Origin of the sequence: Luteococcus struthionis, assembly GCF_048595755.1 — a bacterium.
Classification (GTDB): Bacteria; Actinomycetota; Actinomycetes; order Propionibacteriales; family Propionibacteriaceae; genus Luteococcus.
This window is the reverse complement of record NZ_CP184360.1, coordinates 2,151,559-2,166,949: the sequence shown is the minus strand read 5'-3', so window position 1 is coordinate 2,166,949 and position 15,391 is coordinate 2,151,559. Positions and strand designations below refer to the sequence as shown.

The window sequence follows — 15,391 nt, the reverse complement described above, 5'->3', positions numbered from 1 at the left end:
TCCCCGAGGCTGTCGAGGGGCCTCGACAGGTTGGGCCGCGGGGGTCCAAGGGGGTCGTCCCCCCTTGCTGATTGATCTGTCAGTGGAAGAAGTGGCGGGTGCCGGTGAAGTAGAGCGTGACGCCCTTGGACTTGCACAGATCGATGGTCTCCTCGTCGCGGATGGAGCCGCCGGGCTGCACGATGGCCTTGACTCCCCCGTCGATGAGGATCTGCGGTCCGTCGCTGAAGGGGAAGAAGGCATCCGAGGCCGCCACCGAGCCGACAGCGCGCTCACCGGCGCGCTCGACGGCCAGCTTGCAGGAGTCGACGCGATTCACCTGCCCCATGCCAACGCCCACCGAGGCACCGCCGGAGGCCAGCAGGATGGCATTGGACTTCACCGAGCGGCAGGCCTTCCAGGCGAAGGCCAGGTCGGCCAGGGTCTGCTCGTCGGCGGCCTCACCGGCGGCCAGGATCCAGTTGGCGGGCTGGTCACCGTCGGCCTGCAGCACGTCCATCTGCTGCATCAGCAGGCCGCCGTCCACCTCGCGGGTCTCGACGCCGCCACGGGCGGGGGCACCACACTTGAGGATGCGCAGGTTCTTCTTGGTCTGCAGGATCTCCAGCGCCTCGGGCTCGTAGTCGGGCGCGACGATGACCTCGGTGAAGATCGGCTTGACCTGCTCTGCCATGGCCACCGTCACGGTCTGGTTGGCGGCGATGACACCACCGAAGGCGCTCAGCGAGTCGCACTCGTGGGCCTTGCGGTGGGCCTCGGCGATGTCGGAGCCGGTGGCGATGCCGCACGGGTTGGCGTGCTTGATGATGGCCACGGCCGGCTCGTCGAAGTCATGGGCGGCGCGGTGCGCGGCATTGGTGTCGACGTAGTTGTTGTAGCTCATCGCCTTGCCGCCCAGCTGCTCGGCGGTGGCCAGCCCCTCGGGCCCGAAATTCTTCCGGTACAGGGCCGCCTGCTGGTGGCTGTTCTCGCCGTAGCGCAGCACGTCGAGGCGTTCGTAGGACCCGAAGACGGTCTCCGGGAAGCCGGTGCCATCGGTGCCGTCGGTGAGCACCGAACTCATCCAGCCGGCCACGGCCATGTCATAGGCAGCGGTGTGCTTGAAGGCGGCCGCAGCCAGCTTCTTGCGTTCCTCCAGCGTGAAACCGCCCTGGGCCAGCGCCGCCTTCAGGTCGTCGTACTGCTCGGGCGAGGTGACGATGGCCACGCTGGGGTGGTTCTTCGCGGCGGCGCGCACCATGGAGGGGCCGCCGATGTCGATCTGTTCCACGCACTCATCGGGGGTGGCACCGCTGGCCACGGTCTGGGTGAAGGGGTACAGGTTGCTCACCACCAGGTCGAAGGCGGCAATCCCCATCTCATCGAGCTGCTTGCGGTGGTCCTCGAGGCGACGGTCGGCCAGGATCCCGGCGTGCACCTTGGGGTGCAGGGTCTTCACGCGGCCGTCCAGGCATTCGGGGAAGCCGGTGAGCTCGGCCACCTCGGTGACCTGCAGTCCCGCGTCGACGAGCTTCTTGTACGAACCACCGGTGCTCACCAGCTCGACGCCGGCCTCGGCCAGCACCGTGCCGAGCTCTTCGAGGCCCGTCTTGTCGTAGACGCTCACCAGAGCGCGCTTGATGGGCATTCGGTTGTCACTCACTGCTTCTCCTGAATGTTTCGTGCCGTGGACAGAATCGTGGGGCCGCTCAGTGCTGGGCGGCGAGCTGGTTGACGACGTCGACCAGCAGCCGACGTTCGACGATCTTGATGCGTTCGTGCAGGCTGGCCTCGTCGTCGCCGGGCAGCACCTCGACGGCCTCCTGGGTGATGAGTTCGCCGGTGTCGACGCCGTCATTGACCCAGAAGATCGACGCACCGGTGGTGGTGGCGCCGGCGGCCAGCGCATCGCGGACCGCATGGGCTCCCGGGAAGTTGGGCAGCAGCGCCGGGTGGGTGTTGATGATGCGATCCCCGAAGCGGCTCATGCAGGGCTGGTCGAGCAACTTCATGAAACCGGCGGAGACCACCAGATCTGGCTGGTGTTCGGCAATCCGTTCCGCCAGCTGCGCATCCCAGTCGAGTCGCTCGGGGGTGCCCCGACGCAACAGGCGCGGCATCGGATGGACGAAGGTGGCGATGCCAGCGGCCTTGGCCCGTTCGATCCCGGCACACTCGACATCGGCTCCGACTGCCACCAGTTCGGCGGCCAGTCGGCCCGCGTCGCGGGCGTCGATCAAGGACTGCAGCAGGGTGCCGCTGCCGGACACCAGGACGAGCACTCGATAGGTCACCTGCACACCCTATCGGCCAACGGTCGGCGCCCCCTGCCCCTCAGGATCGGGGGCGTCGTCAAGGTCGTCGTCGGGCTTGTCGGCGCGACGCCCCAGCAGGCCCAGCAGCAAGCCGGTGACCAGTCCCGAGATTCCCATCACGGTGGGTGCCATCACGGCCAGCGGAACCAGCCGCGGACCGACGCCCACCAGGCGCTCTGCACCCAGGTCGCCGCTGGACAGCAGGCCCAGCAACCAGAAGGACAAGCCGGACAGCGCTCCGGACAGGCCTCCCACCAGCGAGGTCTCGTCCGCGCGGACCCCGGGCCGGGAGCGCACCACCACCCAGGCGGCCGCTGCCCCGGCGAGCACGCCGCTCGCCAGCCACAACAGCGCCAGCTTGGGGCCGGCCCCATTGGCGCCAATGGCGCCGAGCACGGGAATGGCGGGCAGCATGCCCGTCAGGTTGTGTGCGGGAGAGACCACGGTGCCCGCGCCCACGGTGAAGCCGGCTCCCAGGGCCCAGGACCCGCACCAGATCACCAGGTTCGGCAGCCAGACCAGTTGCAGCACGAGCAGTGCCACCCCGCCCGCCGTGCCGGGCATCAGGGAGTTGTGCAGATCGACAACCCGGTCGCGGTGCTGCACCAGCGCGATCGCGCCCGCCAGCGCCCCGGTGGCGATCATCACGCACAGTGCCGCACCCACCGCACGGGGAATGGCTCGTGCCCAGGCCGGCCACCACTGCAGCGGTGCCCAGCCGAGGGCACGTCCTGCTCCGATGAAACCTCCCAGGCCGCCGAGCACCACCCCGCCCAGCAGGGCCGCTCCGGTCTGCTGTCCGGCATCGGCGAGCGCGGTTGCGACCAGCACGCACACCACGTAGGCCACCAGGAAGACTCCCCCGATTCGCACGGTGAGGTCCTTGCGCTCCCGCTGGCCCATCTCGACCAGCGCGTCCCCGGCGGCCTGGGCGGCAGCGAAGGCGGCCAGGCCGCTGCCGATCACCACGATGAGGGCACTGACCCCGAGCGGGATGAGGCCGAACTGGTTCTGCCCCAGCTGCACGTCGGCGCCGTGGGCCAGCAACCAACCGCGCACGCCGACCCCGACCGCCGACCAGAAGCCCAGGTCGGGCGCCTGCACCCACGCAACGGCGGCCAGCGCCACCGGCGGAAGGACTCCTGCCAGGGCGGTGAGCACCGCCGCCAGGGCCGCCAGTGCCGGCCAGGGAAGCATCGACGTCCTCGGCTGCTGGCGCTGCGGGGCGTCGTGGTTGCCAAGCCCCGGCTGGCGCCGGTTGCGCGATCGTCCGCCCTGACGTCCTGCTCGCGTCGGGAACCCCACCATGTGCCACACACCCTTCAGCTTCACTGTTGCCTGCGCGGCTGGATCGCCGCTCATCCCCGTGGCGGGTAAACTCCCCGAGAACCATGATCTGGGGCGGCTGCCCCTTCCCGCACTCCCGGAGGATCCCGCGTGACCGACGAGCACAACCCTCAGCCCCGTCCCGACGGCGCCCAGGACGAGCCCATCGTCGGGACCGGCCCGCAGGTGCCGGAAGGCGACACCGACCCTACTGCAGCGGCCAAGCAGTCTGAGCCCACCCAGCCCGAGGTGGACCACAGTGCCTGGATGCGCCCGGCCGTGGGTGAGGACGTGCGCACCTCGGAGGTGGTGGGTGCCCTGGCACCCGAGCCCACCGAACCCGAGGACCTGCCCGAAGACCCGGTGGACGTCTTCGACGAAGCCGCCCCCGTGACCCCCGAGGAGTCCGACCAGGAGGGTTCGGGCCCGGCCGACCAGACCGCGCCGATGGCGGCCAGCGTCGGTGCCCGCGCGGCACTGCAGCGTGAGGACGAGTCCGGCGTCGACTTGGCTCCGACGGCTCCCCGCCACGGGGAACAGGACAAGCGCGGTGGATTCCTGCGCTGGCTCCCCTGGCTCATCGGCGCCGTGGTGCTGGCCCTGATCGCCTTCGCCGTCGTCTTCCAGCAGACCCGCAAGCCCGTCGTGGTCGTCACCCCGACGCCCACCCCCTCGGTGACCAAGCCGCCGGTGGTGGTCAATGCAGACCTGATGGCAGCCAAGGATGCGGAGTTGATCGCCAAGGGTGAGGGCTGGACCGCGGCCGAGACGCTGCAGAAGCTCTCCCCCACCTCGCGGCGCATCTTCTGCCAGAACTCCTCCACCGGGCAGCCCAATCCCACGCAGACCAAGCAGCGCACGCTGACCACCAAGTCGGAGACGCCCATCGTGGCCCGGCACCAGATCGACAACTACGCCACCGCCGCCGACGCCACCACCACCTACAAGCTGCGCGCCGAGAACATGGCCAAGTGCGACGACGTGCCCACCTACATCTACAGCGGCACCGGCGTCAGCGGTATCGGCGACGAGGCCCAGCTGATGACGGTGGTCTTCGAGGACGTGATTCCCGAGTACCACACGCTGCTGCTGGTGCGCACCGGCACCACGGTGCACTCCTATGACGTGATCCAGGCCAAGAAGCCCGTCTCGGCGCTCGCGGTGGCAAAGGCCGCCGGCGAGACGATCAACCGCCAGTGTTCGCGCGCCAAGGGCACCTGCGCGAAGGATCCCAAGACCGCGGCCGCCATTCCGCCTCCCGCGGGGACCCCGGGCTGGATGGTCATCTCCGACCTGCCGCGCGTCTCCCCCGGCGCCGGCCTGTGGTCGGCCACCGAGGTGGGCAATGTGTCCACCAAGGGCAGCCAGTGCGAGAACATGACGCTGGCCTCCGAGGCGGGCCCCACCAAGCGGGAGCAGCGGACCTACCTGATGACCCAGGACAATGCCGCGCCGCAGACCTTCGGCGTCGACGAGGTCATCCTGACCTTCAAGGACGACCAGGCGGCAGCCAAGTTCGCCGAGAAACTGACCGGCAACCTGAACAAGTGCCCGGACCGCCAGGAGACCGCCACGGTCTCGGAGCCGGCCACGGTGGAGGGCAAGGCGGGCAAGACCGACATCAAGGCCGACACCCTGCTGGTCGAGCAGGCCATGGGGGGCGAGGAGACGGCTCGCTTCCGCACCGCCACGGTCCAGGCCGGCAACCAGGTGGTCTTCCTGACCAACAACCCCAGCGCCTCCTATGACCTGGGTGGGAAAAAATTCGGGCAAATCGCCTTGCGAGCGGGCCAGCGTGCCACTCAGGGAGACTGAGATTGGTTTTCGCTTCCTGAGAAATGCTAAGGTTCTCAGGTCTTGAGAAATCGGGACGATCGTGTGGAAGGCCTGAGCTGACCAAGCCGCCCGCCATATGATGTGCCTACTGTCTGTCACCAAGGAGAACCGTGTCCCACACTCCATTCCGGAGGGTTCGCGCCAAGCGCGTGCTGGAGGTTCAGGAGACCCGCGACGAGCTCGACTTCGACAGTGTCTTTGACACCGCCGAGGAAGAGACCGGCCCGGGCGTCCTGAAGCGCAGCATTGCAGCGCTTGCCGTGAGCACGCTGGGCCTTGTCACCATCGGTGGTGTCATCGCCGCATCCTCCGCAGACTCGGAGCGGGTCGACACGTCGGCCGTCTCGACCGACAAGAACTCGCATGACATCACTCGCGCCGTCGCCGCACCCGATGCCCTGACCATCGAGCAGCAGGTGCAGTCGCAGGTGGCCGAGGCCAGCAAGGTCAAGGGCCAGACCAAGGGCACCTTGGCTGCCTACGCCGGCCGCACCACGATCTCGCGTACCGCGGCCCGGACCGAGCTGAGCAAGGCCATCGCCAACGAGGGCGCCACCACCCGTCAGGGCAATCTCGACGAGATCAGCCAGACCGTCACGGCCGAGGCCGCCGACTCCGGTGCCCAGAACCGCGACGACCAGATCGAGGTGGACCTGGAGCGCGTGAAGCGTGAGGCCGGCCGCATCGCCGAGGAGAAGCGCAAGGCCGAGAAGCTCCTCAAGGACCAGAAGGCCGCTGCTGCGGCCGCCGCCAAGAGCGGTGACAAGAGCAAGCAGCAGGGCAAGGCTGACAAGGCCGCCGAGCCCAAGGCCGATGAGCCCAAGGATGCTCCCGTCGACGCGGCTGCGGCCAAGGTCACCGGCGGCGGTGGCACCACCCCGCTGCCCGCGGGCCAGTACACCGTGGGCGCCTCTTGGGGCCAGTACGGTTCCTGGTCGCGCTGGCACACCGGCCAGGACTTCCCGTCCCCGGTGGGCACCCCGGTGCGCGCTGTGGCCGACGGCGTTGCTGCCACAAACTGTGGCGGCTGCCAGGGTTGGGCCGGCGACAGCGCACTGGTGCTGCACCACGGCAACGGCGGTTCCACGCTGTACGCCCACATGAGCCGCTACACCGTCCAGCCCGGCCAGGTGGTCAAGGCTGGCCAGATCATCGGCTACAACGGCATGAAGGGCCGTACCTTCGGCCCCCACCTCCACTTCGAGTACTACCCCAAGGGCACCACCCCCGGCGACGTCTACTCGTCCAGCAATCCCGTGAGCTTCCTGCTCACCCTGGGCGTCCACGTCTGACGGACACGGCGAAGATCCTCGGAAAGTCCCGCGCACCCTTCGGTGCGCGGGACTTTCCGCATTCCCTGTCTGGCCGGGGCCTGGCCTACAGCTTCTCCATCGGAGCGTGCTTGAGGCTGAGGCGCTTCAACCCTGCCGAGCCGAAGTCGACGTCGGCCTTCATCTGGTCGCCGGCACCGGAGACCGCCACCACCGTTCCCATGCCGAAGGTGGAATGGAGCACCCGCTCCCCCGGGGCGAGCGAACTGACCTTCTTGACCGCCGGCTTGCCCGAGCCGAAGCTGGGCGCGGAGTTCGAGCCCAGGGTGCGGCTGCTGCCGTAGCCGCCACGCCCGGTGCCCTGCCGGGCCTGCGCGGTGCGGGTGGCCGAGGTGCTCGCCCAGCCGCTCAGGGCGGCACCCGTGCGTCGCCAGTCGAGCAGATGGGGCGGAATCTCCTCCAGGAAGCGGCTCGGCGGATTGTACTGCGGCGCACCCCAGGCGGTGCGCACCGCCGCGCGCGAGAGGTAGAGCTGTTGACGGGCGCGCGTGATGCCCACATAGGCCAGGCGCCTTTCCTCCTGCAGTTCGTCGCGGTCCATCAAGGCGCGCATGTGGGGGAAGACCCCGTCCTCGAAGCCGGTCAGGAAGACGGTGTCGAACTCCAGGCCCTTGGCAGTGTGCAAGGTCATCAGCGTCACCACTCCTGCCCCGTCCTCGGCATCGGGGATCTGGTCCGAATCGGCGACCAGCGCGATGCGCTCCAGGAAGGCGGGAAGGCTGTCGTCGGGCTCCGGCATGCCATCGGTGAGTGAACCGGCCCCTTCATCGGTCAGCGGCGCATCGTCGTCGGTCAGGTCGACCGAGTGCGCGGCGGCCACGAACTCCCCCGCCACGGCCACCAGTTCGACGAGGTTCTCCAACCGGGTCTCGTCCTGCGGGTCCTTGGAGTTCTCGAGCTCGGCAAGGTAGCCCGAGTCCTTGAGGATCGAGGTCAGGATCTCGTCGGCGGGCCGCCCCTGCGCCACCATCTCGCGGTGGCGCGCCATCATCTCCGCGAAGGACTGGATCTGCTTGAAACTGCGGGTCGCGATCCCCGGCGCCTCACTGGCCCGCTCGAGGGCCGCGCTGAAGCTGATCCGCTCGCTGGTGGCCAGTGCATCGATCGCTGCCTCGGCACGGTCGCCGATGCCGCGCTTGGGAACGTTGAGGATGCGCCGGGTGCTCACGTCGTCGGCAGGGTTGGCGATGGAGCGCAGGTAGCTGATCGCGTCGCGGATCTCCTTGCGTTCATAGAAGCGCACGCCGCCCACCACCTTGTAGGGCAGCCCCACGCGAATGAAGACCTCCTCGAAGGCTCGCGACTGGGCGTTGGTGCGGTAGAAGACCGCCACCTCGCCGTAGCGCGTCTTGCCCTCGTCGACCAGCTTGTCGATCTCGGTGGCAATGAACTGGGCCTCGTCGTGTTCCGTGTCGGCCACGTAACCGGTGATCAGGGCGCCCTCTCCCTGGTCGCTCCACAGCCGCTTCTCGGGCCGGTTGGGGTTGTGACCGATCACCGCATTGGCCGCGGTGAGGATGTTCTGGGTGGAGCGGTAGTTCTGCTCCAGCAGGATCGTGGCAGCACCCGGGAAGTCGCTCTCGAAGTCCAGGATGTTGCGGATCGTCGCACCGCGGAAGGCGTAGATCGACTGGTCGGAGTCACCCACCACCATCAGCTCGGGGGGCTCCACGGTGGGGGTGCCGTCCAGGACGGCCGCCGAGCCCGCGTCGTCGAGGGTGCCGCACAACTGGCGGATCAGTTGGTACTGGGCGTGGTTGGTGTCCTGGTACTCGTCGACGAGCACCTGGCGGAAGCGACGCCGGTAGCCCTCGCGCACGTCGGGGAAGGCCTGCAGCAGGTGGACGGTGGTCATGATGAGGTCGTCGAAGTCCAGCGCATTGGCGGCCACCAGCCGCCGCTGGTATTCGGCATAGGCCTCCGCCATGGCCCGCTCGTTGCCCTCCCCCGCTCGCTGCAGCGCACTCTCGTGGTCGATGAGTTCGTTCTTGCAGTTGCTGACCCAGTTCATCACGGCCCGCACCGGGTAGCGCTTGGGATCCATCTCGAGCTCACGCGTCACCAAGGTCATCAGGCGCTTGGCGTCGGTGTCGTCGTAGATCGAGAAGTTGCGGTTCATGCCGAACTTGTCGATGTCGGCCCGCAACATCCGCACGCACGAGGAATGGAAGGTGCTGACCCACATCAGCTTGGCGCGGTTGCCCACCAGGTCGACGACGCGGCTGCGCATCTCTGCGGCCGCCTTGTTGGTGAAGGTGATGGCCAGGATGGAGCCGGGATGCACATCACGCTCGGCAACCAGGTGGGCGATGCGACGGGTCAGCACCCGGGTCTTGCCGGAGCCGGCGCCTGCCACCACCAGCACCGGGCCGCCGGCGTGCAGCACGGCCTGACGCTGCGGCGGGTTGAGCCCCTCGAGCAGCTCCTCGGTGCTCACCGCGGGCCGTCGGTGCGCCCCCTCCGCTGCGGGCTGCGGTGCGGGACGCGTCCGCGGGGAGGGATCGGGCTCGAAGGCGCTGAACAGGTCGGGCATTGGCAGGTCATTCATGGCAGGTACACCCTATGCGCTGGCGGCCGTGCTTCCGGCCCACCAGGGCTGGCCCCCGCCACGTGGCGCACTATCGTGGGAGGCATGTTCAACCGGCTGCCGTTGCGCCAGCTCGCCGTGCGTGCCATGGCTGGCGTCTTCACCGCCCAGATGTGTGCCGCGATTGGTCTCACTGCGGTGGACGCGGTCCAACGGCGCAATCGCCTCCCCTACCGATTTCCCGTCGCGGACCCGATCCCGGTCGAGGCCGGCAGCGACGAGGTCACGATCTACACCTTTGGTGACGACCTCTACGAGGACATGCTCGCCGACATCGCCCAGGCCACCGAGACGGTCTACTTCGAGACCTACATCTGGAAGGGTGACCACGTCGGCCACCTGTTCAAGCAGGCTCTCATCGACGCCGCCGACCGGGGTGTCAAGGTCTGCGTGGTCTACGACGAGTTCGCCAACCTGGTCGTCCCGCGCAGCTTCTTCAAACTGCCGCCCAATGTGCACGTGCAGACCCATCCGGTGGTCGCCAGCCCCATCCCCACGCCGCGCAACATCGGACGTGACCATCGCAAGCTGTTGGTCGTCGACTCCCGGGTGGCCTACATCGGCGGTTACAACATTGGTGACACCTACGCCGATCGGTGGCGTGACACCCATGCACGCCTGGTGGGCCCCGGTGTTGCCGAGATCGAGAATGCCTTCGTCGATTACTGGAACCTGCGCCACGTGGGTGTGCTGAGCTCTCGGCGCGAGACCGGCGACGAGCTGGTCAACAAGGGCACCCGTTCCTGGCAGACCCAGGTGCGGGTGCATCGCAACACCCCCAAGATCTCGGTCTACCCGATCCGCAACATGTATCTGGAGGCCATCGATCGGGCAGTGGACCACATCTGGATGACACAGGCCTACCTCATCCCCGACGACGACCTGACGGCCGCGCTGTTCGCCGCAGCCCGACGCGGCGTCGACGTGCGCATCATCGTCCCGGCGCAGTCCAATCACGTGGTGGCCGACTGGCTCTCGCGCGGTTTCTACGACGACCTGCTCAAGTACGGTGTGCGCCTCTTCCTGTACCAGGGCGCCATGGTGCACGCCAAGACCTGCACCATCGACGGATTCTGGTCCACCATCGGCACCGCCAACCTGGATCGGCTCAGCCTGGCCGGCAACTACGAGGTGAATGCCGAGTTCCTCAGCCGCAGCGTGGCCGAACGGATGGAGCAGATCTGGGAGGTGGACGAGGCCAACTGCATCGAGCTCACCCGAGATGAGTGGGACAAGCGCTCGGTGGTGGCGAAGTTCACCGAAACCTTGTTGTCGCCGTGGCGTCCGCTCTTCTGAGCACCGGCGGGCCCCAATTCCACCCCGTGGGGTGAGGGGTTTTCGCCGCGAGTGGAATGGCGCGACAAACACGGCCACAAGGATCTATGGTCGATGACATGGGATTCATTGCATTCATTGTTCTCGGCCTCATTGCCGGTGCCATTGCCAAGGCGATCATGCCGGGTGAGCAGGGTGGCGGTTGGTTCGTCACCATGATCCTGGGTGTCGTCGGCGCGATCCTGGGCGGTTGGCTCGGATCGCTGCTCCTCAACGTCTCGCTGGGCGGCTTCTTCGACCTCCGGTCGTGGCTGCTCGCCATCGTCGGTTCGCTGATCGTCCTGGGCATCTGGGGCGCCGTCACCGGCCGCAAGCGCGTCTGATCTGACCTTCTACCTTCCCCAACAAGATCCAACAGGGTCCCGGCCTTCTGGCCGGGGCCCTGTTGCCTTGTCCCCCTCCCCGTCACTGGAGCACGAGGTTCGGGTCGGACTCAGGGAAAGACCTGATGCATCCGGGCTCCGCGCAGCGCAAGATGGAGACCATGGATCCACGCACCCTGCCCGAGCTGCCCCGCAGCCGGGACGACGCCGTCATCGCCGGCGTCTGTCATGGGTTGGCGCGTCAGCTGTTCATCGATCCCCTGCTGGTACGCGTGGCCGCGGTCGTGCTGGCACTTGCCAGTGGCGTGGGCATCGTCCTCTACGCCGGAGCATGGGCCGTGATGCCGCAGGAGGGGGCGCGGGAGCGGCTGGTCTCGCGGTGGTTTCCACAGACCGCCCAATGGACCACGCAACGACTCTTCTCCACGATGCTGGCCGTCTGCGCCGTGGCCTGCCTGCCCCTGCTCTCCAGCACGGCGTGGAGCATCGGCCCCGCCGTGGTCCTGTGCGTGGTGATCTGGTTGGCCCACCGCAGCCGTTCCCGCCGCGACGAGGTTGCCCTGCCCGCGACGCCGCCGGCTCCCGGCCTCGGCCACACCATTCCCACTGCGGCGGAGGCAGACTTCCACCGGGCCGTGGTGGCCTGGCGCGCCCGCCTCGAGCAGGTGGCCCACAGTCCCCATGCAGGTCCACTGGGCGTCGAACCAGTGCGCCTCGAACCAGGGGCCACGACTACCCCTGCCGCCCTGTCATCACCCCAGCAACCGCCGGTGCTGGCGCCTGCCCGGCCGCCGTCCGGACGCGTCGCGCAGGCTTCGTCACGACGGCACCCTCGTCGCGCCTCCTGGCTCTTCGGACTGCTCGTGATTGGGCTCATGACCGGCGCCGCGATGCTGGTCTTCGCCCTGACCGGCCCCGGCCCCCGCACGGTGCGACTGGCCACGGGCGCCACGCTCGCAGTGCTGGCCGTCGCCCTGCTGGCGACGTGGGCCTTCCGACTTCCGCATCCCCGGCTGGCGGGGCTCATAGGGCTGCTGTGCCTGGTGCTCGGAGTGAGCCCGGTCACGATGGCCGACGACGGCAGGCTGGGCGCGCGAGTCCAGGACCATGACTACACCAGCGTCGCGCAGTTGCCCCGCGAGCCGCTGGAACTGACCGCCACCCCGGCGGAGATCCGGCTGGACGACCTGGACCTTTCAGACCAGGACCCCCGGCATCCCGCTCGACTGACGGTCAAGGGCACCCTGAGCCTGGTCTCCCTGTCGCTGCCCGAGGACGCGCCCGTCGCCGTTCAGTACAAGCTCACTGGCTCGAGTCTCGAGGTCGACTCCGACCGACTGCCCCCCTTCGCCACCGCGGGCGACAGTTCGGGAACCTGGCCCGAGAGCGGTCCCGACGACAAGGCACCGAGGCTGGTCGTCGTGCTGGAACTCCAGGGATCTGCTGCGGAGGTCGACCATGGATGATCGTCGTGACCTGGGCGCCCTGCTGTGGGGCATCGCCTTCGCCCTGGCTGCGGGCCTGCTGCTGTGGGACGGCACGGGCCACCACGTGCCAGTGCACCAGGTACTGCTGGGCGCGCCCTTCGTGCTGATCCTGCTGGGAATCCTCGGACTGGTGCTCAGCAGTCGAGGCCGCTGAGACCGCTCAGACCAGTTTGCGGTCGGTGGCCCACTTGGTGAGCTGGTGCCGGTTCGACAGCTGCAGCTTGCGCAGCACGCTCGAGACGTGGGTCTCGACGGTCTTCACCGAGATGAACAACTCACGCGCCACTTCCTTGTACGCATAGCCGCGGGCGATCAGCTTCAGCACCTCGCGCTCCCGGGCGCTGAGCCGGTCGAGGTCCTCGTCGATGCTCGCCACGTCGATCGACCCGCTGAAGGCGTCCAGCACGAAACCGGCCAACCGCGGCGAGAAGACGGCATCGCCACCCGCCACACGATCGATGGCCTCCAGCAGCTCGTCGCTGGAGATGGACTTGGTCACGTAGCCGCGCGCCCCGGCGCGGATCACGCCGATGACGTCCTCCGCGGCGTCGGACACGCTCAACGCCAGGAAGCGGATCCCGGGATGGGTGGCGTGCACCTGCTTGACCACCTCTGCCCCGCCGCCACCCGGCAGGTGGACGTCGAGCAGCACCACGTCGGGTTCGGTGGCCACGATGGCGGCCACCGAGGTGGCGACGTCCTCACCCTCGCCGACGATCTCGACGCGGGGCGAGGCGCCCAACTCGTGACGCACCCCCGCCCGGAACATCGCATGGTCGTCCACCAGCACGATGCGCCGCGGCCCTGCGGGCTGCGTCTCGGGCGCCTGGGGCGTCGGGGTGGTCTCGCTGTCCATGCCGGGTCCTCTCAGATCTCCATGACGAGTCGGATCTCGGTGCCCTCACCGGGGGCGGTCCTGATCCGGGCGCTGCCGCCGTGACGCTCCATGCGTTCGACGATGGAACGTCGTACCCCCATCCTGTCATCGCCGATCTCGTCCATGGTGAAGCCCGCGCCGCGGTCGCGCACAAAGACCTCCACCCGGCCCGCCTCCACCTCGCAGAAGACGTCGACGCGCGGAGCACCCGAGTGCTTGGCGGCATTCATCATGGCCTCCCGGGCAGCGCGGACCACCGCATCGGTGCTGCTGGTGGTCTCGACGTCGCCCACGCACACCAATTCCACGTCCACGCCGCGCTCGGCCTCGATCTCGGCGGCGGCCCGGGTCAGTGCCGCCTTGAGGGAGGCGTCGGTCGGCTGCTCGCCGTAGAGCCAACTGCGCAGCTCGCGCTCCTGGCGTCGCGCCAGCGCGGCCACCTGCTTGGGGTCGTCCGACTGCCGCTGGATCAGGGCCAGGGTCTGCAGCACCGAGTCGTGCAGGTGCGCGGCCATGTCGGCCCGCGCCTGGTCCAGCAGTTGTCGCTCCTGGGCAGCTCGTGAGGCACGACGCCAGCGAGTGACCCAGGGCGCGGCCGCGATCGCCACACCCAGCAGCATCAGGGCCGAGAACCCCAGCACGACGGGCAACTGCTGCACACCGATCTGGCTCACGGCCACCAGCGAGATCGAGGTGCCCACCAGGCCGAAGCCCACCACCATGCGCAGTAGCTCCGCCCAGCCACGTCCCAGCACCAGCCTGGTGAGCGGTCCGCTGGCCAGATCGTCCTCGTCGGGGCGGGGGGCGTCGGCCTGGCGCCACACGATTGCCAGACCCACGGCGGCGAAGGCCAAGGGCCAGAACAGGGCCGTGGAGGGCCCCATCCCAAAGCGGTGCGCCAGCAGGACGACGCCACCGCTGAGCAGGGTCAGGGCCCCCACGGCCGCGCTGTCACGTCGCGCACGCTGCACCGCGGACGACGGGCCTCGCATCCCGCGGCGCTGGGCAGACTCCAGGCCCGGGGCCTGCGCCGTTTCCGCGGTGGGTTTCTCGTCCTGCCCGGGCATGAGCATCCACAACAGGCCGTAGAGCAGGATGCCGATCATCTGCATGCCACCCAGCACCACGAAGCCGCCACGCACCAGCAGCACTGGCCAGCCCAGGTGGCTGGCGATCCCGGCACAGACTCCCCCGAGCCAGGCCTGCTCCTGGTCTCGCACCGCACGCGGCAGGTCCTGCGTCTGCTGCCGCTGTCTCAACTCCGGGGACCTCAACTCCGGGGATCTCAACTCCGGGGATCTCAACTCCGGGGACGCCGAATCACCCGGCGACGAGCCGACGGGGTCGGAGGCGGGCGGCTGGGCGGGCTGCCCTGCGGAACTGGACGATGACATCGTGCTCCAAGGGTCACACGCGCGCGGGCCTGGCGCCAGCCCCTGAGCCACGGTCCGGGCCTTGTTCAGGGTTGTACCCGATGGCATCGAGCCCGTTGTGAGGGCAGGATTGAAGGCAGAGGCACACAGCAGGTAGTAACCCTCGGCGACGGCCTCACCCGGCCGTCGCCACCACTGGAGCAGGGCCCCACGCCCTGCGATCTCAAGGAGAAAGCGTCATGGCACTCATCCCGAACCTCGTCCGACCGGTCGACGACCGCATGATCGCCGGCGTCTGCTCCGGAATCGCCCGTTACCTCAAGGTGGATGTGGGGCTGGTCCGTGCAGTCACCTTCATCGCCATCGTCTTCGGTGGGGTGAGCCTGTGGATCTACCCGCTCGCCTGGCTGCTGATGCCGGAGGAGGGCTCCGACCGAGCGGCCGTCGACGGGCTGGTCGACCAGGCCAAGCAGTGGAAGGCCAGCAATGACGCCAAGAAGAACCAAGCCCCCAGCGCCGAGCGTCCCCAGGATGTCTTCAATCCCTATGAGGATCCTCGCAACTGACCTTCACCCAATGCCCAGTGCCCGTCCCACCTCGTGGGGCGGGCACTTTCACGTGC

The 15,391-nt window shown here is 68.6% G+C and carries 13 protein-coding genes; 7 read left to right on the top strand and 6 right to left on the bottom strand.

Translation table 11 applies throughout. The annotated features are described in order from the left end of the window. Window positions 1–79: 79 nt before the first annotated feature. The 3 genes from purH to ACOAMO_RS09955 form a co-directional block, all read right to left on the bottom strand. A complete protein-coding gene (gene purH, locus ACOAMO_RS09965; RefSeq protein ID WP_420177013.1) occupies window positions 80–1,627 on the bottom strand; it encodes a bifunctional phosphoribosylaminoimidazolecarboxamide formyltransferase/IMP cyclohydrolase in 1,548 nt (515 codons plus the stop codon). 61 nt (window positions 1,628–1,688) lie between these two features. Next, window positions 1,689–2,273, bottom strand: a complete 585-nt coding sequence (purN, locus tag ACOAMO_RS09960) for a phosphoribosylglycinamide formyltransferase (RefSeq protein ID WP_420174639.1) — start codon at window positions 2,271–2,273, stop codon at window positions 1,689–1,691. 9 nt (window positions 2,274–2,282) lie between these two features. Beyond that, the gene (locus ACOAMO_RS09955; protein ID WP_420174638.1) at window positions 2,283–3,491 is read right to left on the bottom strand and encodes a DUF6350 family protein; all 1,209 of its coding nucleotides are present in this window, start codon (window positions 3,489–3,491) and stop codon (window positions 2,283–2,285) included. Between the two features lie 240 nt (window positions 3,492–3,731). Here ACOAMO_RS09955 and ACOAMO_RS09950 point away from each other — a divergent pair, with 240 nt between their 5' ends. Together ACOAMO_RS09950 and ACOAMO_RS09945 are read left to right on the top strand one after the other, a co-directional pair. After that, complete coding sequence (locus ACOAMO_RS09950) at window positions 3,732–5,435, top strand: hypothetical protein (RefSeq protein WP_420174637.1); 1,704 nt, start codon at window positions 3,732–3,734, stop codon at window positions 5,433–5,435. Window positions 5,436–5,566: 131 nt separating this feature from the next. Beyond that, window positions 5,567–6,748 (top strand): peptidoglycan DD-metalloendopeptidase family protein, encoded by a 1,182-nt coding sequence (locus ACOAMO_RS09945; protein WP_420174636.1) that lies wholly within the window; start codon window positions 5,567–5,569, stop codon window positions 6,746–6,748. Between the two features lie 85 nt (window positions 6,749–6,833). On the opposite strand, the gene pcrA is transcribed toward ACOAMO_RS09945, so the two are convergent. Further along, window positions 6,834–9,335 (bottom strand): DNA helicase PcrA, encoded by a 2,502-nt coding sequence (pcrA, locus tag ACOAMO_RS09940; protein WP_420174635.1) that lies wholly within the window; start codon window positions 9,333–9,335, stop codon window positions 6,834–6,836. An 84-nt stretch (window positions 9,336–9,419) separates the two neighbouring features. Here pcrA and ACOAMO_RS09935 point away from each other — a divergent pair, with 84 nt between their 5' ends. From ACOAMO_RS09935 to ACOAMO_RS09920, 4 genes are all read left to right on the top strand, one after another. Beyond that, window positions 9,420–10,670: a phospholipase D-like domain-containing protein gene (locus ACOAMO_RS09935; RefSeq protein ID WP_420174634.1), complete on the top strand. Its 1,251-nt coding sequence runs from the start codon at window positions 9,420–9,422 to the stop codon at window positions 10,668–10,670. Between the two features lie 98 nt (window positions 10,671–10,768). Further along, window positions 10,769–11,032, top strand: coding sequence for a GlsB/YeaQ/YmgE family stress response membrane protein (locus ACOAMO_RS09930; protein WP_420174633.1), 264 nt, complete (start codon window positions 10,769–10,771; stop codon window positions 11,030–11,032). A 125-nt stretch (window positions 11,033–11,157) separates the two neighbouring features. Further along, window positions 11,158–12,498, top strand: a complete 1,341-nt coding sequence (locus tag ACOAMO_RS09925; RefSeq protein ID WP_420174632.1) for a PspC domain-containing protein — start codon at window positions 11,158–11,160, stop codon at window positions 12,496–12,498. Further along, window positions 12,491–12,673, top strand: coding sequence for a hypothetical protein (locus ACOAMO_RS09920; protein ID WP_420174631.1), 183 nt, complete (start codon window positions 12,491–12,493; stop codon window positions 12,671–12,673). Before ACOAMO_RS09925 ends, ACOAMO_RS09920 begins: the two co-directional genes overlap by 8 nt. Window positions 12,674–12,679: 6 nt before the next feature. Here the strand turns inward: ACOAMO_RS09920 and ACOAMO_RS09915 are convergent, their stop codons facing one another. Both ACOAMO_RS09915 and ACOAMO_RS09910 read right to left on the bottom strand, forming a co-directional pair. Continuing rightward, the gene (locus ACOAMO_RS09915) at window positions 12,680–13,375 is read right to left on the bottom strand and encodes a response regulator (protein ID WP_420174630.1); all 696 of its coding nucleotides are present in this window, start codon (window positions 13,373–13,375) and stop codon (window positions 12,680–12,682) included. 11 nt (window positions 13,376–13,386) lie between these two features. Beyond that, window positions 13,387–14,655, bottom strand: coding sequence for a PspC domain-containing protein (locus ACOAMO_RS09910; protein WP_420174629.1), 1,269 nt, complete (start codon window positions 14,653–14,655; stop codon window positions 13,387–13,389). Window positions 14,656–15,008: 353 nt separating this feature from the next. On the opposite strand from ACOAMO_RS09910, the gene ACOAMO_RS09905 reads away from it, so the two are divergent. Then, entirely contained in the window at window positions 15,009–15,335 is a 327-nt protein-coding gene (locus ACOAMO_RS09905; protein ID WP_420174628.1) for a PspC domain-containing protein, read from the top strand. Window positions 15,336–15,391 lie beyond the last annotated feature (56 nt).